15 protein-coding genes and 1 tRNA gene are annotated in these 21,209 nt (G+C 64.0%); 8 read left to right on the plus strand and 8 right to left on the minus strand.

Annotated features, from left to right (window positions below; genetic code table 11):
- From FQ746_RS17185 to FQ746_RS17195, 3 genes are read left to right on the plus strand one after another with little or no spacing between them, the layout of a single operon-like run.
- Nucleotides 1–2,097 (plus strand): flagellar biosynthesis protein FlhA, encoded by a 2,097-nt coding sequence (locus FQ746_RS17185; protein WP_144110575.1) that lies wholly within the window; start codon nt 1–3, stop codon nt 2,095–2,097.
- Nucleotides 2,094–3,434 carry a FliI/YscN family ATPase gene (locus FQ746_RS17190; RefSeq protein WP_144110576.1) on the plus strand — a complete coding sequence of 447 codons (1,341 nt, stop codon included), beginning with the start codon at nt 2,094–2,096 and terminating at the stop codon, nt 3,432–3,434. The genes FQ746_RS17185 and FQ746_RS17190 overlap by 4 nt, the downstream gene beginning before the upstream one ends.
- Nucleotides 3,431–3,850 (plus strand): hypothetical protein, encoded by a 420-nt coding sequence (locus FQ746_RS17195; protein WP_144110577.1) that lies wholly within the window; start codon nt 3,431–3,433, stop codon nt 3,848–3,850. Before FQ746_RS17190 ends, FQ746_RS17195 begins: the two co-directional genes overlap by 4 nt.
- Nucleotides 3,851–3,914: 64 nt before the next feature.
- On the opposite strand, the gene FQ746_RS17200 is transcribed toward FQ746_RS17195, so the two are convergent.
- Nucleotides 3,915–4,790, minus strand: a complete 876-nt coding sequence (locus FQ746_RS17200; RefSeq protein ID WP_144110578.1) for a DUF1521 domain-containing protein — start codon at nt 4,788–4,790, stop codon at nt 3,915–3,917.
- 359 nt (nt 4,791–5,149) lie between these two features.
- Nucleotides 5,150–7,981 carry a hypothetical protein gene (locus tag FQ746_RS17205; protein ID WP_144110579.1) on the minus strand — a complete coding sequence of 944 codons (2,832 nt, stop codon included), beginning with the start codon at nt 7,979–7,981 and terminating at the stop codon, nt 5,150–5,152.
- Nucleotides 7,982–8,368: 387 nt separating this feature from the next.
- Here FQ746_RS17205 and acs point away from each other — a divergent pair, with 387 nt between their 5' ends.
- The 3 genes from acs (at nt 8,369) to FQ746_RS17220 (ending at nt 12,871) form a co-directional block, all read left to right on the plus strand.
- Entirely contained in the window at nt 8,369–10,351 is a 1,983-nt protein-coding gene (gene acs / locus FQ746_RS17210; protein WP_144110580.1) for an acetate--CoA ligase, read from the plus strand.
- Between the two features lie 110 nt (nt 10,352–10,461).
- Nucleotides 10,462–10,848, plus strand: a complete 387-nt coding sequence (locus tag FQ746_RS17215) for a DUF4212 domain-containing protein (protein ID WP_144110581.1) — start codon at nt 10,462–10,464, stop codon at nt 10,846–10,848.
- A 4-nt stretch (nt 10,849–10,852) separates the two neighbouring features.
- Nucleotides 10,853–12,871: a sodium:solute symporter family protein gene (locus FQ746_RS17220; RefSeq protein WP_144110582.1), complete on the plus strand. Its 2,019-nt coding sequence runs from the start codon at nt 10,853–10,855 to the stop codon at nt 12,869–12,871.
- Between the two features lie 90 nt (nt 12,872–12,961).
- On the opposite strand, the gene FQ746_RS17225 is transcribed toward FQ746_RS17220, so the two are convergent.
- Both FQ746_RS17225 and FQ746_RS17230 read right to left on the minus strand, forming a co-directional pair.
- A tRNA-Ser gene (locus FQ746_RS17225) sits at nt 12,962–13,052 on the minus strand.
- Nucleotides 13,053–13,098: 46 nt separating this feature from the next.
- The gene (locus FQ746_RS17230; RefSeq protein WP_186310763.1) at nt 13,099–13,962 is read right to left on the minus strand and encodes a helix-turn-helix transcriptional regulator; all 864 of its coding nucleotides are present in this window, start codon (nt 13,960–13,962) and stop codon (nt 13,099–13,101) included.
- Nucleotides 13,963–14,109: 147 nt separating this feature from the next.
- On the opposite strand from FQ746_RS17230, the gene FQ746_RS17235 reads away from it, so the two are divergent.
- On the plus strand, nt 14,110–14,601 hold the full coding sequence (locus FQ746_RS17235) for a DUF3237 domain-containing protein (protein WP_144110584.1): 492 nt from the start codon (nt 14,110–14,112) through the stop codon (nt 14,599–14,601).
- 35 nt (nt 14,602–14,636) lie between these two features.
- Nucleotides 14,637–15,788 (plus strand): ABC transporter substrate-binding protein, encoded by a 1,152-nt coding sequence (locus FQ746_RS17240; RefSeq protein ID WP_260854087.1) that lies wholly within the window; start codon nt 14,637–14,639, stop codon nt 15,786–15,788.
- A gap of 35 nt (nt 15,789–15,823) precedes the next feature.
- Here FQ746_RS17240 and FQ746_RS17245 read toward each other — a convergent pair whose 3' ends face one another.
- The 4 genes from FQ746_RS17245 to FQ746_RS17260 form a co-directional block, all read right to left on the minus strand.
- A complete protein-coding gene (locus FQ746_RS17245) occupies nt 15,824–16,708 on the minus strand; it encodes an amidohydrolase family protein (protein WP_144110585.1) in 885 nt (294 codons plus the stop codon).
- An 18-nt stretch (nt 16,709–16,726) separates the two neighbouring features.
- Nucleotides 16,727–18,637 (minus strand): feruloyl-CoA synthase, encoded by a 1,911-nt coding sequence (locus FQ746_RS17250; RefSeq protein WP_409932406.1) that lies wholly within the window; start codon nt 18,635–18,637, stop codon nt 16,727–16,729.
- A 121-nt stretch (nt 18,638–18,758) separates the two neighbouring features.
- Nucleotides 18,759–20,210, minus strand: coding sequence for an aldehyde dehydrogenase (locus FQ746_RS17255; RefSeq protein WP_144110587.1), 1,452 nt, complete (start codon nt 20,208–20,210; stop codon nt 18,759–18,761).
- 26 nt (nt 20,211–20,236) lie between these two features.
- Nucleotides 20,237–21,064: a p-hydroxycinnamoyl CoA hydratase/lyase gene (locus FQ746_RS17260; protein ID WP_144110588.1), complete on the minus strand. Its 828-nt coding sequence runs from the start codon at nt 21,062–21,064 to the stop codon at nt 20,237–20,239.
- Nucleotides 21,065–21,209: the final 145 nt, after the last annotated feature.

Consider the following 21,209-nt stretch of genomic DNA (forward strand, 5'->3'; position numbering starts at 1 on the left):
ATGTCGAATCGTTCCATTCTGAGCCGCTACGATCTGTCGGCGTTCCTTGCGCGTCACGCCGATCTCGCGGTCGGCGTCGGCATGCTGTCGGTGCTCGCGCTGCTGATCGTGCCGGTGCCGCCTTTTGTGCTCGACCTGTTCATCTGTCTAAGCTTCGCCGCGAGCCTGACGATGCTGAGCGCGACGCTGTACGTGTCGAAGGCCGCCGACCTCGGCAGCTTTCCGTCGCTGCTGCTGGTCACGACCTTGCTGCGTCTCGCACTCGCTATCGCTTCGACCAAGATGATCCTGCTGCATGCGCATGCCGGCCAGATCATCGGCGCGTTCGGCGAACTCGTGGTGGGCGGCAACGTGGCGGTCGGGCTCGTCGTGTTCGTGGTGCTGGCGGCGATCCAGTTCATCGTGGTGGCCAAAGGCGCGGACCGGGTCGCCGAAGTGGCGGCGCGCTTCACGCTCGACGGTATTCCGGGCCGGCAGATGAGTATCGACGCCGACCTGCGCGGCGGCGTGATTACAGCGGCGGCGGCGAGCCGTTTGCGCGCGTCGCTCGAACGCGAAACCTATTTTTACGGCTCGCTCGACGGCGCGATGAAGTTCGTCAAGGGCGACGCGGTGGCGGGGCTCGTGGTCGCACTGGTGAATATCGTCGGCGGCCTGGCGGTGGGCATCGCGCAACGCGGCATGTCGTTCGCCGACGCGCTGCATACGTACACCATCCTGACCGTCGGCGATGGTCTGGTCGCGCAGATTCCGTCGTTGATCGTCTCGGTAGCGGCCGGTCTGCTGGTCACGCGGGTCAGCGGCGGCGACACGGCGGCCGGGCAGGATGGCCGCGACGCGCATCTGGGCAGCGACATCTACCGGCAACTGGCGGCGCATCCGAAGGCGCTCGGCATGGCCGGGGTCGCGTGTTCGTCGCTGGCGGCGATTCCCGGGTTTCCTCACGTGCAGTTCCTGGTGGCGGGTGGCGTGCTGCTCGCGCTCGCCGTCACGCTGATGCGCAACGCGGCGCTCGCGACCAACTCGCAGCGCGCGTTGATGCCGGGCATGACACGCGACGGCGGCAACTACGTGCCGCGCATTCTCGACGACGTCGAACTGGGCACGAGCGCGGCGCTGCGCCTGCGCCTGGGGCTCGCGGCGTTCGACGCATTGCGGCCCGAAGCGCTGAACCGGCAACTGGGTCAGTTGCGCCGCAAACTGATGGTCGAACTGGGCGTGCCGTTTCCGGGACTCGCGCTGTTGCGCGATCCGCGCCTTGCACCCGAACGCTATGTCGTCGACATCGAGGACGTGCCGTTCGCGAGCGGCACGCTCGTCGCCGCGCATATGCTGGTGAGCGGTGCCGAGACGCAGGTGGCGTTCGAAGGCGTCGAGGGTTACCGGCCGCGTGCGCCGAAAGCGGTGTGGGTGCCCAATGCCACGGCGGCGTCGCTCGACGATCCGGCGTTGCACAAAGCGAGCGTCGACGAAGCGCTTTGCGAGCATCTCGCCGAAGTCTGCGAACGCTCGGCGGCAGATTTTCTGGGAACGCAGGAGACGCGCTTTCTGCTCGATCAACTGGCCATCGAGTTCCGCGAACTGGTCGCGCAAACCGGGCAGGCGGCTACTACCGTGCAACTCGCGAGCGTGTTGCGGCAACTGTTGCAGCAGCGCGTGCCGATCCGCAATCTGCGGGCGATCCTCGAAGCCGTCGTGCGGGTCCCGGCAGGCGAGCGCACGGTCGACCGGATGGTGCGGCAGGCGCGTATCGAGTTGGGACCGCAGATCGCGCGGGTGCATGCCGACCTCGAATCGTGGACGCTCGTCGCGGCCGTGCTCGAGCCGGCGTGGGAAGCCGATCTCGAAGCGCAGATTCGAAGCGGCACGGACGGCGAGCCGCAATGCGTGCTGTCCGTGGAAGACATGGAGCGCGCGCAACAGGTGTTCGCGGCGGAGCTCGGCGGTATTTCGCTGATCGTCACGAATGCGGTGTTGCGTCCGCATCTCGCGCGGCTATTGCAGGACTTCGGGCAGCGCATCGAGGTGCTGGCCATCGAGGAGATTCCGCTCGATGTCTACCGAATCGAATCCATCGCCACGCTGGGGGCGCAATGAACGCGAACTCACCGCGACCGGCAAACCTGGCGGCGCCGGTTTTTATCTCCACGCCTACATTGCAAGGCCGCGTAGTCGAAGCACGCGGCGTGATTGCGCGCGTGGTCGGCGTGTCGTTGCGGATCGGCGAGAAGGTGCGGCTCGTGCGTCCGGATACGCTCGAAGCGCAGTACGGCGAAGTGGTTGGCTTCGCGCACGACGGCGCGCTCGTGATGCCGCTCGGCGGGCTGAACGGTCTGTCGGATATCACGGAAGTGCAAGGCTGCGGCGCGGCGTGGGGGCAATTCGATGCGCTGGACCTGCTGGGTCGCGTGGTCGATGGTCTCGGTCAGCCGCTCGACGGCGGCGCGGCGCCCCAGCCCATGCTGAAAGAGGCCGCGACGAACGTCACGCTCAACCCGCTGGAACGCCCCGTGATTACGACCCCGTTCGCCACCGGCGTTCGCGCGATCGACGGTCTGTTGACTTGCGGCGTCGGCCAGCGCACGGGGATCTTCGCGCCGGCCGGCGGCGGCAAAAGCACCATCATGGGCATGATCGCGAACGGTGCCGCGACGGATGCGATCGTCGTCGCGCTGATCGGCGAACGGGGGCGCGAAGTGGCCGAGTTCATCCACGATCATCTCGAACGACGGCGCGCGTCGACCGTCGTGGTGGCGGCGACCTCGGACCGGCCGGCGGCGGAGCGCATCAAGGCCGCCGAACTCGCGGCACAGGTCGCGGTGGGGCTGCGAGCGAGCGGACGTCATGTGCTGTTGCTATTCGACTCGCTGACCCGTTATGCCCGCGCGTTGCGCGAATTGGGTCTGGCGGTCGGCGAGCCGCCGTTACGCGGCGGATTTCCGCCGAGCGTGTTCGCGCAGTTGCCCCGACTGATCGAGTCGGCGGGCGTGACAGCGCAAGGGAGCATTACCGCGTTCTACACGGTGCTCGCGGACGAAGCCGATCTGTCCGATCCCGTCGCCGAAGAAGCACGCTCGCTGCTCGATGGCCATATTCAGTTGTCGGCGAAACTGGGCGCGGCCGGGCATTATCCGGCTATCGATATGCTGCGCAGCCGAAGCCGGTTGATGACGCGGGTTGCGGCGAGTGCCCATCGCACGCAGGCCAACCGGGTGCGCGACTGGCTCGCGCGCTACGAGGACGTCGAGTTGCTGTTGCAGATCGGCGAATACCAGCAAGGGCACGACGCGCAGACGGATCACGCGATCGAACGGCATGCGGCCATCGAACGGTTTCTGCGTCAGCCCCACGATGAGCGTTGCGAGTGGGACGAGATGCAGCGGCAGTTGCGCGCATTATGCGAGGGCGGCGGTGGTGCCGGTGGTCGGCCATGACGCCAGATTTGCTGCGGCTCGCGACGTTCTGGAGGCTGCTTGCGCGCGTGCGGCGCTTGAGGGTGCAGCGGCGGCTGCGTGAAATGGCGCAGGCGCGACGTGCCGAACGGCAAGCGGCCGGCGCGGTCGCCACGCACATCGACGCACTGGAACAGCACGCCGAAGCGCGGCTGCGCGTGGTGGCGGCGTGCCGCTCCGACGCACGTACGAGAGGTCAGTGGCAAGCGACGCTGCGTCGGCACGACGCGCGTTTGCCCGATCTGCAAGACCAACTGGACGACGCCGAGCGCGCCCATGCACGCGCGCGCGAGGACGCCGCGCTCGCGCTCGCGAACTGGCGGCGCGAAACGATCCGTCAGGAAGAGGCCGATCGGCGTGCCCGCGACTGTCTGATCGGTTTGCGCGGAACGGACTGACGCCGGGCCCGGCGAGATCGCTGCGGGCCCGGCTTGGTGGTTACAGGCTCAAGCCCTTACGCCATTACGCCGTGGCGCGGTTGAAGTCGCTTTGCGTCGGCTGCTTGCCGGTGGTCGGGTCGATCCAGCCTTTGCCGTCGCGCGCGGCAACGACCGTGTAACCGTCCGGCGTGCTCGCATCGAGTTGCCGGCCGTCGCGGCTCTTCTGCACGGTGAGGCCCGCGCTGTCCTTCTCGCTCAGTCCCTTGACCACGTAGGCCTGATTGCCGCGCGTAATCGTCACGTCGTCCGCGTACGAGACCTTCGGGTTGTTCTTCGCCGCTTGCGTGCCGACCGTGATCTTCGTGTCGTCCGGCAGCTTGAACGTCATCGAACCGTTGAACATGGCCGATGCTTTGTTGCCCGAACCGGCATGCTGGTCGATATGCGGATCGCCCCAGATTTTCGTCGTATCGCCGGATTGCTTGTTCGTGACGGTCATCGACGAATCGGCTTTGTTGAAGTTGAGCTTGTAGTCGCCGAGGTCGATGCTGGCCTTGTTGTTGCTGACCTCGGTGCTGCTCCATTGCGAGCCGCTCGTGCGCGTGTCGCGGCCGTCGCGTCCGTCGCAGCCGCAGTCGTTACGCGGCGGCGTACGGTCGCCGCCCCTGCAATCGCGGCTGTCCGGGCGCGGGGCGGGCGCGCAGCTCCGATTGGTGATGGCGGAGATGGTCGTGGCGACGGTGCGGCTCTGTCCATCCTGCGAATGTTGGCTGATTGTCGAAAACGCCGCCTTCGAAAAGCCGCCCAGCATGTCGGAGATTTGCCCCATCGAACGTTGCGGATTGAATGTATTGCCACCCGCAAACATGGACAGTGCCGAAGTCGCTACCGATGCATTGAAGTTGGTCCTCTGCTGCGCCTGGTAGCTTTGGATTGCCGTGTTCAAAACCGATTGCATGTCGTTATTCCTGATAAAAGTTCGGCTTGTGTGAATCGCCGGAGCCGGATTGCCGAGGTAGGGGATTGGCTCCTGACGACAATAGTAGAGGCCCGCCAAAACGATTCGGGATACTTATATATAGCGAAGAATAAATACATTGCGGGCCACCCCGGCGATTAACAAATGCCACCTTGGATGGCATGCGCAATGTTGCAATGCACGCGCCTGGTGCCGCGTGCGTTTCCCCTGTGCGGCGCCGGTCGATCACAGGAGTCACGACAATGACGATAGCCGTCCGGACAGGATCCGGTCTATACGCGGTTGTAGTCCGATCAGCGAGGCATCGGCCGTCGCCGATGCCTCGCCAGTACGGATGACTACTCTTCCAGCAATTCCATGTCGAACTGACTCAGCGATTCCTGCAGATACTGGTCACGGATCTGATCGACCTGGAAGACCGACAGATGGTGACTAGCCGCGATCTGAGCGGATGTGAGCCCCGCATTCAACTGATCGATCACGCTCTGCCTGACGTCGGGGGCGATGGGCGGCGTGCCGGGCGCGGCAGGAGGCTCCACTGCCTGCTGCGCCAGAAACTCCTGGTGAAATCTGGCGATCTCGTAGGTCATGTAGCGGTCAATGATCTTTTCCACCGCGCTCGGTGTGAGGTTGAGATCGTGTGCGATTGTCTCCGTCGGGACGTAATTGGCGACCCTGGCCATGACTTGCTGGGTCAGCGGATCTTGCGCGGGGGGCAAGCCTGGGTCGCCAACCTGCTGTACTGGCTTTGGATAGGTCGCGCCGCCGGTCGAGGTGCCGGGTTGCGGCGATCCAGGGTCTGGTACGGGAGGCGGGGAGGCAGGCAGAACCGGGCTTTCTCCGCGTGCCGAAGTCTGTTTGAGCAAGTGACGCGCCAATTCCTGCTGGCAATGTTCGCCGATGATCCACTCCACGGTTTCGGGTTCAACGTGCAGGTCCTGCGCAAGCTGCTCCTCTGAGGCGCCGTTCGCTAACCGGGCAATCAGTTCGTTCTTGAAGTTCTGATTGTGAAGCGGACGCTCCATCGGGCCGATCGGTAAATCCATGCTTTTTCTGATTTTATAAATGGTGCTGGCGGTCACGTAAAACTTCCTGTTGATAGCCGGAGTTGACCATCCGTCTCGCAGCAAACCTTCGATCTTTGCCTTTAATTCGGGCGTGACACGAGTGTAGCCCCCAGCCAGCCCGACCTCCTGATGGACCTCCCAGCGCGCGTTTTGCGCGTCGTATCGCACGGGATACCCCGGCCGTACCGGATTGTCAGGATCGATCACACGCCAGGTCGCGTTGAATCGGTCGTACTGCACGGCGAACGCGCGGTTGTCGGCCAGAATGAAGGTCTGGCCGTTCGCGTGATCGACCTGCACCCCCGGACTGCTCGACGCTCCGTAAGAAGCCGGCGTGTGCGGCAGTGCGTACGACGCGGGCAGACCGGAAGCGGTGAAGCCTTTGGCCGCAGTTGCGCCGCCGTTGGCGGCGGTTCCCGGTGACGGAGCGCCATGCTGATCGCCCCCAGGTGGCAACGTCGTTCCGGCCGGCGCGGGATCGGGCCGCGACGGCGGGGTGGGCGAGCCGCCATCGTGTCCTTCGATAGGGGGCGGCGGCGCACCCGTCTCACCCATCGGCGGCTTGATGAAGCCGTCGTCCTCGAAGCCCCAGCGACCCATCAGCAACCCGGAAATCATCGCGCTCATGTCGATGGACTTCACCTCGGCGTCGCTGAGGCCGCCATGGTCGGGAAATTCCGCGTCGAGTAGCTGGTTCGCAAACCAGTCCATCCCGGGGATCGGCGAGAGCTTCGCGGTGTAGCGGCCCATGCCGTACAACACCTTGTCGAAGAGCCCGGGCACGTGTTCCCTGAGCATCCAGCGATTGTTGTCGTCGATGTCCTTGAGCGTGGACTGGTAGCCCGACGCGAGGTTCTGGATATAGTTCCGGTCGTAGGCCGGCGGATGGGCGGCGGTGTTGCCGATCGTCTTCGTCGGGTAAACCTCATCGAGATCCTCACCCGGATGAGCCATCGTTTGCAGCGCCTGCTTTTCGAGCTGGTCGACGCGTTTGTGAATCTCCGAGTTCGGGTTCGACATCTCCTGCTGAAAGGTCAGCAGATCGCGCACGCGATCCTCGGCCGGCAACGTGCGCGCGACGGAACTGCCGCGCTCCTGCCGCGAGTAGCCGTCGGCCGAGAGCAGCTTCTCCAGTACCGATTGATACGGAAAGGTCTTCGCATAAGCAGGCTTACGCGTTTTCGTGTCCCACTCGGGATCGTCCGAATTGCGAGGCAAAGCAATGCTGTCCGCGTTGTACTTGTCCGCTTCGTCGAGAAGATGGGTCACGCGGGCCTTGGACTCCGACCACTGCTTCTGCTGGGTCGCGTAGAGGTCTTCGGTTTTGCGCGCGATCTGTGTCTGGATCTGCGTCTTGATCTTCACGGCGTTGGCAAACGCAGCTTCGCGACGTGCAGGCGACGTGCCCGGCGCGTTCATTTTCGTCTGCTCCGCGCGCAACGCGGCCATTGGTTTATCGGCGTCCTTGCCGAGTACCGAAATGCCGACAGGCGCGTTGAATATCGCGTTCATGCGTTGTACCGGATCCGCTTCCACGTTGCGCAGTTCCGCGTCGACGTCGTTCATCAATGCCGAGAGCTTCCCGGCATACTCGTCGGGTGGCGCGTGACGCAATGCGTCGGCGCGCTGCGTGAAGGCCGCGCGTTTGTCGTCGCTCATTTGCGCGAGGGCACCTCCGAATTGCAGTTCGTCGAGATTCATTTCGGTTTCGGCCGGCGGCAGACCTGTCATCGACAGGCTCGCGCTTTGCAGCGTGAGAAGCGTATTGCTGCGGTCCGCGGCTTCGTTGCGCGAGTGTGCGCCGCCGTCGTATTTGTCGAGCAGCGCCGCAGCGGATTGCGCGGCCGATGGTGCCTTTGCGATGGATGGTTTGCCCGGTGCTGCCGAAGCCGGACGAGCAGACGAGTATTGCCGCAGCAAACCTTGCGCATCGCTTCTAGCCAAAGGCGCGGCGCGGTGCGGCGATGCCGGTTCGGGTCCCGCTGACGTTGCTGAAAGAGTCGTGAAACCGGCGGTGGGTACAGGTTGGATCGACATAGCACCTCTCAGATATCTTGGAAGAGCGGTGCGCGCCAGAATGGGCTCACCGCCAGGTTCGATCAAACCATCGGTGCGTCTGCCCGTTGTCGTAACCGGATATAAGTTTTGTTGTCCGCGCATGCGACCCAGGCCTAACCCTGGGTGCGCGGCAGAATGAGCGAAGCTTGGTCGTGCGCCGCATGCATGCGGCGACGCATCGCGTGGGCGCATCGGCTAACATTCAGGATCGAAGTGGGCCGGACCCGCTTCCCGTAAGTCGCGGGTAAGTTGCCGGTTTTATGGTGGCGACAGTCGGTGAGCGGTTCGGCGCATGGTGCACTGCACTGTTCTGCGACGATCGTCTCATCGAGGGTTGGAGACACCCGCCGCCTTGTCAGGCGCCCTACGACAAGTCGCGCCATCGGCGCGACGCCACAGGTTTTACGTTTCATCTTCACCAAGGGGTTGTCGATGTCTGCGATTGAATCGGTTCTTCAGGAACGCCGTGTTTTCCCGCCCTCCGCTGCTGCAACGGAAGGTGCCACGATCTCCGGCATGGACGCGTACCGGGCACTAGCCGCCGAGGCGGAGCGCGATTACGAAGGTTTCTGGGGGCGCCTCGCCCGCGAAACGCTCAGCTGGCACAAGCCCTTCACGAAGGTGCTCGACGAATCGAAAGCCCCGTTCTACACATGGTTCGAAGACGGCGAACTCAACGCGTCGTACAACAGCATCGACCGTCACGTCGAAGCGGGCCATGGCGAGCGAGTCGCCATTGCGTTCGAAGCCGACGACGGCACGGTCACCCCCGTCACCTATCGGGATCTGCTGCAGCGTGTATCCCGCTTCGCGAATGCGCTCAAGACGCGCGGCGTGAAGAAGGGCGACCGCGTCGTCATCTATATGCCGATGTCGATCGAAGGCATCGTCGCCATGCAGGCTTGCGCGCGTATCGGCGCCACGCACTCGGTGGTGTTCGGCGGCTTTTCGTCGAAGTCGCTGAACGAACGCCTCGTCGACGTCGGCGCGGTTGCGCTCGTGACCTCCGACGAACAGATGCGCGGCGGCAAGGCGCTCCCGCTCAAGAACATCGCCGACGAAGCGCTCGCGATGGGCGGTTGCGATGCGGTGAAGAGCGTGATCGTTTACCGGCGTACCGGCGGCAAGGTCGCCTGGCACGAAGGCCGCGATCTGTGGATGCACGAACTCACGCAGGCCGAACCGGACGAGTGCGCGCCCGAGTGGGTCGGTGCCGAGCATCCGCTGTTCATTCTGTACACATCGGGTTCGACGGGTAAGCCCAAGGGCGTGCAGCACAGTACCGGCGGCTATCTGCTGTGGGCCGCGCAGACCATGAAGTGGACCTTCGACTGGAAGCCAACCGACGTGTTCTGGTGTACCGCGGACATCGGCTGGATTACCGGCCACAGCTACATCACCTACGGTCCATTGACGCTCGGCGGCACGCAGGTCGTGTTCGAAGGCGTGCCGACTTACCCGAACGCCGGGCGTTTCTGGGACATGATCGGCAAGCATAAAGTCTCGCTGTTCTACACCGCGCCCACGGCCATCCGTTCGCTGATCAAAGCCGCCGACGCCGACCAGAAAGTGCATCCGAAGAGCTATGACCTGTCGTCGCTGCGCATCATCGGCACGGTGGGCGAGCCGATCAATCCGGAAGCGTGGATGTGGTACCACGAGAATGTCGGCGGCGGCCGTTGCCCGATCGTCGACACCTGGTGGCAAACCGAAACCGGCGGCCACATGATTACGCCGCTGCCCGGAGCGACGCCGCTGGTGCCGGGTTCGTGCACGCTGCCGCTGCCGGGCATCATGGCCGCGGTCGTCGACGAAACCGGCCAGGACGTGCCGAACGGGCAGGGCGGCATTCTGGTGGTGAAGCGTCCGTGGCCGTCGATGCTGCGCAACGTGTGGGGCGATCCGGAGCGCTACAAGAAAAGCTACTTCCCCGAAGAACTGGGCGGCAAGCTGTATCTCGCCGGCGACGGCGCGGTGCGCGACAAGGAGACCGCGTACTTCACGATCATGGGTCGCATCGACGACGTGCTGAACGTGTCCGGTCACCGTCTCGGCACCATGGAGATCGAATCGGCGCTGGTGTCGAATCCGCTCGTGGCCGAAGCGGCCGTCGTCGGGCGGCCCGATGCGACCACGGGCGAGGCGGTCTGCGCGTTCGTCGTGCTCAAGCGCGCCAGACCGGAAGGCGACGAAGCGGTCAAGCTCGCCAACGAATTGCGCAACTGGGTCGCAAAGGAGATTGGTCCCATCGCCAAGCCGAAGGACATCCGCTTCGGCGAGAACCTGCCGAAGACGCGCTCGGGCAAGATCATGCGCCGGCTGTTGCGCTCGCTTGCGAAGGGCGAAGAGATTACGCAGGACGTCTCCACGCTGGAGAACCCGGCGATTCTCGATCAGCTCGGCGAATCGCTCTAAGCCTGGCGTGCGCGGGTTCGGCCAGTTGCCGAGCCCGCGCACCCGCCCACCCGCCGACCGGCGCGGACAATCCCGATTGCTTCGCCGGTGCGTTTTTGATACATAGGCGCATGGCCGCGCCGCATCCCACTTCTCACGCAACGCTCAACCCCGCGCCCGAACCGCCTGCGGTCTCGGCGGCGCTGGCGCGCGCGCATCGCAAGTACTGGCGCTTCAACCTCGCAACGATCGCCGCGTTGATGACCGTCGGCTTCGTCGTGTCGTTCGTCTTGCCGCTGGCGGCGCCCGCGTTGGCGCAAGTGCGCCTCGGCGGGTTCCGTCTGCCGTTCTATATGGGCGCGCAAGGGGCGATTCTGCTGTATGTCGGGCTGATCGTCGTTTATATCGTGCTGATGCAGTGGGCGGATCGACGTCTGCAACGCGCGTTCGAAGCCGATGCACTGCAGAGGACCAGAGAAGCCGCCGAGCCTGCCGCCACCGTTGTGAGCGGACGCTGAGCCGATGAAACTCACTCATCGGCTTATCCGTTCCTACACGCTCTATACGCTCGGCTTTCTGCTTTTCATCTACGTGATGTGGCGCATCGAGCGCACCACCGGTCCCGGTGTGTGGATCGGCTATGTGTTCCTGTTCGTGCCCATTGCGGTGTATGCGGTGATCGGCTTGCTCTCGCGCACGTCGGATCTCGTCGAATACTACGTGGCGGGGCGGCGCGTGCCGTCCGCATTCAACGGCATGGCGACCGCGGCCGACTGGTTGTCGGCGGCGTCCTTCATCGGCCTTGCCGGGTCGATCTATACGACCGGATACGACGGTCTCGCATACCTGATGGGTTGGACCGGCGGCTATTGTCTCGTGGCGTTTCTGCTCGCGCCGTACGTGCGCAAGCTGGCGCGCTATACCATTCCCGATTTTCTCGGCACGCGCTTTTCCAGCAACGCAGTGCGCGGGCTGGCTGCGCTCTCGGCGATTCTGTGTTCGTTCGTCTATCTCGTCGCGCAGATTCAGGGCGTCGGCCTGATTGCGACGCGCTTTATCGGCGTGGATTTCGCCATCGGGATTTTCTGCGGGCTTGCCGGCATTCTCGTGTGTTCGTTTCTCGGTGGGATGCGCGCGGTAACGTGGACGCAGGTTGCGCAGTACATCATTCTGATCGTCGCGTTTCTGGTACCCGTCTCGATGATCGCGCACAAGGACGGTCTCGGGTGGGTGCCGCAATTCGATTACGGCCGTTTGATGGCGCGTGTGGAAGTGCTGGAGAAGCAGGTGCGCGACGCGCCGCTCGAACAGACCGTGCGCGACGATTACCTGCATCGCGCCGCGGCGATGCAGACGCGGCTGGACACGTTGCCGCAGTCGTTCGTCGACGAGAAATCGCGGCTGACGCGCGAGGTCGCCGACTTGCGTCGCCATAACGGACCGCTGCGCGACATCAACGAACGCGAGCGGGCGCTCGAACAGTTTCCGCGCGACGCGGCCGCTGCGCAGATAGTCTGGACCCAGCGTCGTGACGAGATGTTGATGCGAGCCGCCGCGCCGGTGCCGATGCACGAGCCGTTTCCCGCAGCGAACGATGAAGCGCGGCGGATTCACGAACGTAACTTCATTTCGCTGCTGCTGTGTCTGTCGTTGGGGACGGCGAGTTTGCCGCATATCCTGACGCGCTATAACACGACGACGTCGGTGGCGTCGGCGCGTCGCTCGGTCGGCTGGACCTTGTTCTTCGTCGCGTTGTTTTATCTGACGGTGCCGGTGCTGGCGGTGTTGATCAAGTACGAGATGCTGACCAATCTGGTCGGTCATCAGTTTGCAGATTTGCCGCAGTGGCTCACGCAATGGCGCAAGGTCGAGCCGAGTCTGATCAGCCTGGCCGATACGAATGGCGACGGCATCGTGCGCTGGAGCGAGATTCAGATGCGGCCGGACATGGTCGTGCTCGCCGCGCCGGAGATTGCGGGGCTGCCATACGTGATGTCGGGGCTGATCGCGGCGGGGGCGCTGGCGGCGGCGCTTTCCACGGCGGATGGGCTGTTGTTGACGATTGCCAATGCGTTGTCGCACGACGTCTACTATCACATGGTCGATCCGGGCGCGTCGAGTCAGCGACGGGTGACCATTTCGAAGATTCTGTTGCTGGGTGTCGCGCTGTTTGCGTCGTATGTGGCGTCGTTGAATACGGGGAATATTCTGTTTCTGGTGGGCGCGGCGTTTTCGCTGGCGGCGTCGAGTCTGTTTCCGGTGCTGGTGCTGGGCGTGTTCTGGAAGCGTACGACGCGGCGTGGGGCGGTCGCCGGAATGGTGGCGGGGTTGGTGGTGTGCATCTATTACATCGTGTCCACTTATCCGTTCTTTACCCAGATGACGGGGTTCGCGGGGGCGAGATGGTTTGGGATAGAGCCGATTAGCTCAGGGGTGTTTGGCGTGCCGGCGGGGTTTCTGGTGGCGATTGGGGTGAGTCTGGTGGACAGGAAGCCGGATGCGTATACGCGGGCGTTGGTGGACTATATCCGGCATCCGTGAGGGGCGGCGGGCGGGGCCTGGTTAAAGCCCCGGCCAAAACAAAAAGCCGTTGAATCTATTCAGATTCAACGGCTTATCATTCAATTTTTCTGGCGGAGAGACGGGGATTCGAACCCCGGATAGGTTATTAACCTATACACGCTTTCCAGGCGTGCGACTTAAACCGCTCATCCATCTCTCCGGCGGGGAGCCGAATTATAGCAAACTTCGCGCCCCGCGCCACACCCTTAAGCAAACGCCCCCACATACGCCGAAAACAACTCACTCCGGAAGTGAATCCCCATTCTTTCGAAGGCCCGTAGCCGATACGTTTTCACCGTCGACACGCTCAACCCGAGATCGCTGGCAATCCCGTCATAGCTCAGCCCTTGCAGCAACCGGACGCACACCTCTCTCTCGCGTTCCGACAAAGCAGGACAATGCCGCGAGAGCCATCCACCGAACCGGTCGTCATCGACGACCGGCGCCACTCGAGTCACTGCCACCGTCAACTTCACATGCCGCCGAACCGCAGCCAGCACCGGCGCAGCAATCTGCCGAAACGCCCGGCAATCCGCATTCGAATAGCACCCTTGATGCTCATGCCGATACAGATTCACCGCGAGCAATCCACCACGCGTATCGCACGACAGCACCGACATCCGGTCCACCATCCCGTGCGATTCATAAATACGTTCGCGATGCTCACGCGGTCCAATCTCGCTCGCACGCACTCGCGTCACCAGCGTCCGCTCCGCCGCCGGATTCGCAGCCAGATCCGCCGCCAGATCCGCCGCCAGATCCGCAGCGCCTGCGAGCGAGTCGAAAGTCGCATCGCGCCGATAAAGCCCCGCGTGATAAATGCTGAAGCAGTCGCGCGTGGTATCGGGAATGCCGTTGCTCGCCGACAGATACAAACGCGGCGGCGCATCCGCAAAACGCTGGTACACCGACCACGATCCAACGCCGATCAACGCATCCAGTGACATTAGCGCGGCCCGCGGAAAATCCGCTTCCGCAATCGTATCGACGACACCCGCCACCGTCTGCGCCAGCGTAGCGCCAAAACGGCTCGGCTCGTTGAACTCGCCCGACACATCGGCAATCTGCATACGCGTCTCCAGTTGCCGCTTCATGCAGCATGGCGCGTCGTCTTTTCGGTGGACATCGGCGGCGCTTCAGGACTTATACACTAGCGCTGGGCCGTGTTCCATCCGGACCGCCCCTCACCGCAAGCCCTGCTGCAAAGGAGTTTCTGAATGTCCGACACCTCGACGCCCGCCTCGGGCATCGGCCTCGAATTCATCGGCACGCTCGACGTGCAAGTGGGACCGCCGGCCGAAACCGGCGCGCATTCGCTCGGCAATCGCCGGCTGATTCCGATCGTCTCCGGCACGCTCAGCGGTCCGCGAATCAACGGCACGATTCTCGACGGCGGCGCCGATAGCCAGATCGTGCGGCCGGACGGTCTGGTCGAGTTGTCCGCGCGCTACATGATCGAAACCGCGGACGGCGCGCGCATCTATGTCGAGAACAACGGTCTGCGACGCGCGCTGGTGCCGCAGGACGATGGCGCCGCCACGAGCGGCGCCATCGACGGCAGCCTGAGCGGCGCGCCGATGTACTTCCGCACCGCGCCGAAGTTCGAAACCGCGCATCCCGACTATGCGTGGCTCACGCAGAGCCTCTTTGTCTGCAGCGGCACGCGTGAACCGACGCGTGTTCTGCTGCATGTCTACCGTGTGATGTGACTGACATTGGCATTAAAACAATAAAGGAGACAAACATGAGAATAATTGGAATGACATTGTCGGCGGCATGTGTCGTCGCGATGAGTGCAATCGGTGCGACATCGGCGCAGGCGGACGTGACGGTCGGCGTGACCTTATCGACTACCGGACCCTCTTCGTCACTCGGTATTCCACAGCGCAACAGCATGGCAATGTGGCCGAACGAAATCGCAGGGCAAGCGTTGCATGTCGTGCTGCTCGACGACGCGTCCGATCCGACCCAGGCCAACCAGAACGCACGCAAGCTGATTACCAGCGACAACGTGGATATCGTCATCGGTTCGAGTTCGGCGCCACCTTCGCTCGCCGTCGCCAACGTCGCCAACGAACTGCACGTCGCGCAGATTTCTCTTTCGCCGATCTCGATGCCGGCGGGCACCGATCACTGGACCTTCCGTATCGCGCAACCCGTTTCGCTGATGGCGCAGAGCGTCGCCGAGCATATGAAGAAACAGGGCTACAAGCGGATCGGCTTCATCGGCTTCAGCGATTCCTACGGCGAAGACTGGCTGAAGAATCTGCAGCAATCGCTGGCCGGCAGCAGCACGCAGATCGTCGCGACGGAACGCTACGCGCGCGCGGATACCAGCGTGACAGCACAGGTGCTGCGCATCGTCTCCGCGAACCCGGATGCGGTGCTCGTTGCGGGAGCCGGCACGGCGGCAGCGCTGCCGCAAATCACGCTCAAGGAGCGCGGCTATCGCGGACAGATCTATCAGACGCACGGCGCCGCGTCTTACGACACGATTCGCGTCGCGGGCAAGGCGATGGAAGGCGCGATTCTGCCGGCCGGCCCTGCGCTGGTGCCGGAGCAATTGCCGGCGAGCGCATTGAGTAAGGCCCCGGGCATGCGGTACGTCGAGTGGTATGAAGGCCGTTACGGCAAGAACAGCCGCACGCAGTTCGGGCCGAGTGCCTACGACGCGCTGCTGGTGTTACAGCGCATCGTGCCCACGGCATTGAAGCAGGCGGCGCCGGGCACGCCGGAATTTCGCGCCGCGCTACGCGATGCGCTGGAATCGGAGAAGGAAATCGTCGCGTGCCACGGGGTGTTCAACTTCACCGCGAGCGATCACTTCGGCGTGGACAAGCGTGCACGTGTGCTGTTGCGAGTGGTAGACGGGCAGTGGAAGCTGGTCGAGTACTAAGCCGTGCTATCAGGCGACGCCGATGCCATCAGGCGTCACTGAGCGGCGTCTAAACCCAGCAGTCCGACCGCGTTCTGTTTCAGGATCAGCGGTCGGACTTCATCTCTGAAACCCGCCTGGCCGAAGTCTTCAAGCCAGCGATCCGGTTGAATGAGCGGGAAGTCCGAACCGAACAGCATCTTGCGTTTCAACACGGTATTGGCATGCTGGATCAGCGCGGGCGAAAAATATTTCGGCGACCAGCCAGACAGGTCGATATACACGTTCGGCTTATGCAACGCGATCGACAAGGCCTGGTCCTGCCACGGCCACGAGGGATGCGCGATCACGATGTTCATGTCGGGGAAATCGGCGGCGACATCGTCGAGATAGATCGGCTCGGAGTACTTCAGGCGTAATCCGCCTCCGCCGGGCATGCCGGAGCCCATGCCGGAATGTCCGCTATGAAACACGGCCGTCAGCCGGTATTCGGCGATCAGTTCGTAGAGCGGGTACGCGAGCCGATCGTTGGCAAAAAACGCCTGCATGGTCGGATGAAACTTGAAGCCGCGCACGCCGTACTCCTCGACCAGCTTGCGTGCTTCGCGCACGCCCATCTTGCCTTTATGCGGGTCGATGCTGGCAAACGCAACCATGATGTCGGGGTTGTTCTGCGCGAACTCGGCAATCTCTTCGTTGGGGATACGGCGACGCCCGAGATTCGCTTCGCAATCGACGGTGAACATGACGAAGCCGATGTTGCGCTCGCGGTAATGCTCGATGGTCTCCGGTATGGTCGGCCGTCGGCCGCGCTTGAGCACGGTGCCGAAGTATTTGTCGGCCGCGTCGTCGAATTCCTTGCCGAACAGATCCGGCGGCTGGCAACACGAAATCTCCGCGTGAACGTGCGTGTCGATCGCGACGAGCTTGCTGATGTCCATCCATGACTCCTGTTGGTTCTATGTGCGAGCGGCGGCAAGAATCACGTCGGCATCGGCTCGTCCAGGCTCGTGCAGCGACTCCACCAGCGCAGCGCGCTGGGTCAGCACGGCGCGCTGATTGATCGAGCCTTTGTCGGTCACCTCACCGAGATCGAGCGATGGCGCGCGCTCCATCAGACGCAGACGCGCGATGGTCGTCGCGCTGCCGCTCGCATTGCGGTTGAGCGTCGCGAGCAGCGCGAAAAAATGCGCGCGCACGGCGGGCGCGTCGATCACCTCGCGCACGCTCGCGGTAGCGGGCAGTTGCGCAAGGCGGCGGCATTCGTCGAGACGCGGAAAGACGAGCAGGCCGACGTCGTCGCGATTCATGCCGGTCACGACGACATCCTGCACGTAGGGCGCGCCCGCGGAGATCACGCGCGAGCGCATCGGCCCGACGCTCACGAAGGTCCCCGAACTCAGCTTGAAATCTTCTGCAATCCGGCCATCGAACAGGAGCCCGATTTCAGGCCGCGAAGCGTCGACGAAGCGCAGCGCATCGCCGCTGCAGAAGTAACCTTCATCGTCGAAGGCGGCATTCAGGTCGGCGGATTGCGCGCGCCAGTAGCCGGCCATCACATGCGGGCCGCGATAGCGCACCTCCAGCTTGTCGCCGGCCGGCGCGAGCTTGACGTCGACCCCATGCGCGGGCAGTCCCACGTAACCCGCCTGCATGACCGGCCCGGTCGTGAACATGCACGACGGCGAGGTCTCGGTCATGCCGAGCCCCGCCATGATGCGAATGCGCTCGCCGCAATGCTGTTCGGTCACGCGTTCCAACCGGTCCCACGCCGCTTGCGACAACCCCGCGCCCGAGAAGAAATACAGCTTCACGCGCGAGAAGAATGTCTCGCGCAATTGCGCGTCCCGTTCGAGCGCGACAGCGAGTTCTTCCCATCCCTTCGGCACGTTGAAGTAGATGGTCGGCGCGATCTCGCGCAGATTGCGCAGCGTCTCTTCGAACTTGCCGTTGACCGGTTTGCCGTCGTCGATATAAAGCGTGCCGCCGTTGTAAAGCGCAATGCCAAGGTTATGACTGCCGCCGAACGTATGGTTCCACGGCAGCCAGTCCACCAGCACCGGCGGCTCGCTGGCGAATTCCGGAAACGTTTCGAGCAGCATTTGCTGGTTGCTGCACAGCATGCGATGCGTGGTCGGCACGGCCTTGGGCAGTTTGGTCGAACCGGAGGTGAACAGGAATTTGGCGATGGCGTCGGGGTGGACAGCGGCGTGCACCGAGTCGATGTCGCCGGGTTCTTGAGAAAGCAGGGTATCGAACGGCGTGACCACGCGCTGCGATGAACGGGACTCAGTTGGAATCTTCGCCGACACCACCTCGACGTCGCGCGGCACGACTGCTTCGATGGCAGCGGCGAACGCATCGTAGTCGCTGACGAAGACGAGCCCGGGCGTCAGCAGTTCGAACGTATGCCGCAGCTTGCCGAAGTCGCCGGACGCGAGCGAATAGGCCGGGGAAATCGCCGCCGAGGGGATGCCGGCCCACATCGCGCCGAGCGCCAGTTGCAAATGCTCCAGATCGTTGCCCGAGAGAATCGCCACGGGTCGCTCGGCGGAAAGGCCACGCGCGCGCAGAGCCGCGCCGATCGCGCGCGCGTCGTGCAGCGCTCGCGCGTAGCTCAGCCCCCGCCACTGTTCGCCGCTATCGCGTCGCGCCGCCAGCCAGCGGTCGGGATGCTCGCGCGCGCCGCTGGCGAGACGGTCGGTCAGCCGCTCGGGATAGTCGCCGAGCGGCTCGGCGGCCCGCAGATACCAGGCGCCGTCGCGTTGTTGCGCATGCAACGACGACACGCCGATCGTCGTCGCGCGATAGCGCAGCGTCTCACTGCCGCTCGCGTGCGGAATAACTGCTTGTGTCGGCTCGGAGTGCAAAGCCTGTCTCCTTGTCGAGGTGTCCGCGCGCCGTGTGCCGATAACCGGCGAACGGCGCGCGTCCCTCATCGTTTCTCGAGCGAAGCGTCGGACTGCGGTGACCGGATCGGATCCGGTCCGGTCAGATCGGATAGTGCCGCGGTCCGGTCTGCACGGTAATCCAGCGCAGATCGGTGAACTCGGCAATCGACGCCTTGCTGCCGAAGCGTCCATAGCCGCTTTGCTTCACGCCGCCGAACGGCATCTGCGCTTCGTCGTGCACGGTCGGACCGTTGATGTGACAGATGCCCGATTCGATGCGTCTGGCCACTTGCAGCGCACGCGCCACGTCGCGGCTGAACACGGCAGCGGACAAGCCGTAGTCGCTGTCGTTGGCGACGCGGATCGCTTCTTCGTCGCCGTCCACGCGCTGAACCGTCACCACCGGGCCGAACGATTCCTCGGCATAGAGCTTCATGTCGCGCGTCACGCCGTCGACGATGGTGGGTTGCATCACCGCGCCCTCGACCCGGCAGCCGACCGGCAGCATCGCGCCTTTCGCGCGGGCGTCTTCGACGAGCGCCGCGATGCGTTCTGCGGCCTTGACGCTTTCCAGCACACCGAGAATCGAACCGGCTTCGGCCGGATCGCCGGCCTTCAGGGTGCGGGCTTTGGCGGCAAGCTTGCCGATCAGCGCGTCGGCGATTTTATGGTCGACGATCAGCCGCTCGGTCGACATGCAAATCTGCCCTTGATTGAAGAATGCGCCGAACGCAATGCCGTCCACGGCCGCGTCGAGATCGGCGTCGTCCAGCACGATGACGGGCGCCTTGCCGCCGAGTTCGAGCAACGCCGGCTTCAGATGCTGCGCGGCGTGTTGCGCGACGATTCGGCCCACGCGGGTCGAACCGGTGAAGTTGACGCGCCGCACGGCAGGATGCGCGATGAGCCGCTCGACGATAGCCGGCGCATCCTGCGCCGAATGCGTGACGACGTTCACGACTCCGTCGCCGAGACCGGCTTCCTGCAACACGCTGCCGATCAGGCGGTGCACGCCCGGGCATCCTTCGGACGCCTTGAGCACGACCGTGTTGCCGCACGCGAGCGGCATCGCGATGGCGCGCGTGCCGAGAATCACCGGCGCATTCCACGGTGCCATGCCGAGCACGACGCCGCACGGTTGGCGCACGGCCATCGCGAGGCTGCCGGGCACGTCGGACGGAATCACCGCGCCGTCGATCTGCGTGGTCATGGCGGCGGCCTCGCGCAGCATGTTGGCCGCGAGCATCACGTTGAAGCCGTACCAGTTCGGCATGGCGCCGGTTTCGGCGACGCCGGTCGCGATGAACTCGGGTGTGCGCGCATCCATCAGGTCGGCGGCGGCGAGCAGGCGCTTGCGGCGCTCGGTCGGGCCCAGAGCGGACCAGCCGGGGAAGGCGGCGGCTGCCGCGGCGACGGCCGCGTCGGCATCTTCCAGCGTCGCCGCGGCGGCGCGTGAGGCCGGCTTGCCGCTGGCGGGGTTGATCCGCTCGAATGTCTTGCGGTCCGAGGCGCCGCGGCTTTCGCCGCCGATCAACAGGGTGACGTCGTCCATGTGTCGTGTCTCCTCGCTGTCTGCGTTCAGCGTTTGTAGGTCTGCAGGCCGGGCTTGATCGCCTTGTCGTCGAGGAACTGTTTCAGCCCCTGCTCGCGGCCGCCTTCGGGGTCGCGGTGCTGCGCCTGATCGAGTTTCGCGTACAGGTAGTCTTCGTTCTGATCCCACGTGAGTTCGCGGCTGCGCTTGAAACCGTGCTTCGCCGCGCGCAGCACCACCGGATTCTTCTCCAGCAGTTTGGCCGCCAGCGCGCGGGTTTCTTCGCGCAACTGCGCACGCGGCACGCTCTTGTTGACGAGGCCCATTTGCGCCGCCTGCGGGCCCGTGAAGGTTTCGCCCGTCATGATGTAGTAGAGCGCCTGGCGATGCCCGACGGTATCGGCCATCGCCTTGCTGACCAGGTTGCCCGGCGGAATGCCCCAGTTGATTTCCGACAGACCGAAGGTGGCTTCGTCGGCGGCGATCGCGAGATCGCACGCCACCAGCGGCGAGAAACCGCCGCCGAAGCACCAGCCGTTGACCATCGCGATGGTCGGCTTCGCATACATGCGCAGCAACTGCCATTGCCAGCGCGAGGCGTCGCGGCGAATCTTTTCCTGCAGGATTTCGGGGCCGGCGTCGACTTCGCGGAAATACTCCTTCAGGTCCATGCCGGCGGTCCATGCGTCGCCTTCGCCGGTCAGCACCAGAACCTGTGCGTTCGCATCGAGTTCCAGCGTTTCGAGGACGTCGATCATCTCCTTGTTCAACGTCGGGCTCATCGCATTGCGTTTCTCGGGACGGTTGAACGCCACCCACGCAATGCCATCCTCGATCTGCACCTTGACGGTTGTCCAGCGACCTTCGTAACTCATCTTCATTCTCCGGGAGCGTCGACCGCGACAGCGGCCCAATGCATCGATTTAATATCAGGCTGCCTGATATGTAAAGCGGAACTCGCCGCCCTTGGTGCAAACCCCTATCGTCGGCAACGCGGGGCGGGCACGCTAAGATGCGGGC

Origin of the sequence: Paraburkholderia sp. BCC1886, assembly GCF_900996245.1 — a bacterium.
In the GTDB taxonomy this organism is placed as follows: domain Bacteria; phylum Pseudomonadota; class Gammaproteobacteria; order Burkholderiales; family Burkholderiaceae; genus Paraburkholderia.

Bases quoted from the DNA above. Each gene is read 5' to 3' on its own strand.
- FQ746_RS17230 (WP_186310763.1), bottom strand. From the start codon at position 13,962: ATGCAGATTGCCGATGTGTCGGGCGAGTTCAACGAGCCGAGCCGTTTT.
- FQ746_RS17235 (WP_144110584.1), top strand. From the start codon at position 14,110: ATGTCCGACACCTCGACGCCCGCCTCGGGCATCGGCCTCGAATTCATC.
- FQ746_RS17260 (WP_144110588.1), bottom strand. From the start codon at position 21,064: ATGAGTTACGAAGGTCGCTGGACAACCGTCAAGGTGCAGATCGAGGAT.
- FQ746_RS17240 (WP_260854087.1), top strand. From the start codon at position 14,637: ATGAGAATAATTGGAATGACATTGTCGGCGGCATGTGTCGTCGCGATG.
- FQ746_RS17220 (WP_144110582.1), top strand. From the start codon at position 10,853: ATGAAACTCACTCATCGGCTTATCCGTTCCTACACGCTCTATACGCTC.
- acs (WP_144110580.1), top strand. From the start codon at position 8,369: ATGTCTGCGATTGAATCGGTTCTTCAGGAACGCCGTGTTTTCCCGCCC.
- FQ746_RS17195 (WP_144110577.1), top strand. From the start codon at position 3,431: ATGACGCCAGATTTGCTGCGGCTCGCGACGTTCTGGAGGCTGCTTGCG.
- FQ746_RS17190 (WP_144110576.1), top strand. From the start codon at position 2,094: ATGAACGCGAACTCACCGCGACCGGCAAACCTGGCGGCGCCGGTTTTT.
- FQ746_RS17255 (WP_144110587.1), bottom strand. From the start codon at position 20,210: ATGGACGACGTCACCCTGTTGATCGGCGGCGAAAGCCGCGGCGCCTCG.
- FQ746_RS17200 (WP_144110578.1), bottom strand. From the start codon at position 4,790: ATGCAATCGGTTTTGAACACGGCAATCCAAAGCTACCAGGCGCAGCAG.
- FQ746_RS17185 (WP_144110575.1), top strand. From the start codon at position 1: ATGTCGAATCGTTCCATTCTGAGCCGCTACGATCTGTCGGCGTTCCTT.
- FQ746_RS17215 (WP_144110581.1), top strand. From the start codon at position 10,462: ATGGCCGCGCCGCATCCCACTTCTCACGCAACGCTCAACCCCGCGCCC.
- FQ746_RS17245 (WP_144110585.1), bottom strand. From the start codon at position 16,708: ATGGACATCAGCAAGCTCGTCGCGATCGACACGCACGTTCACGCGGAG.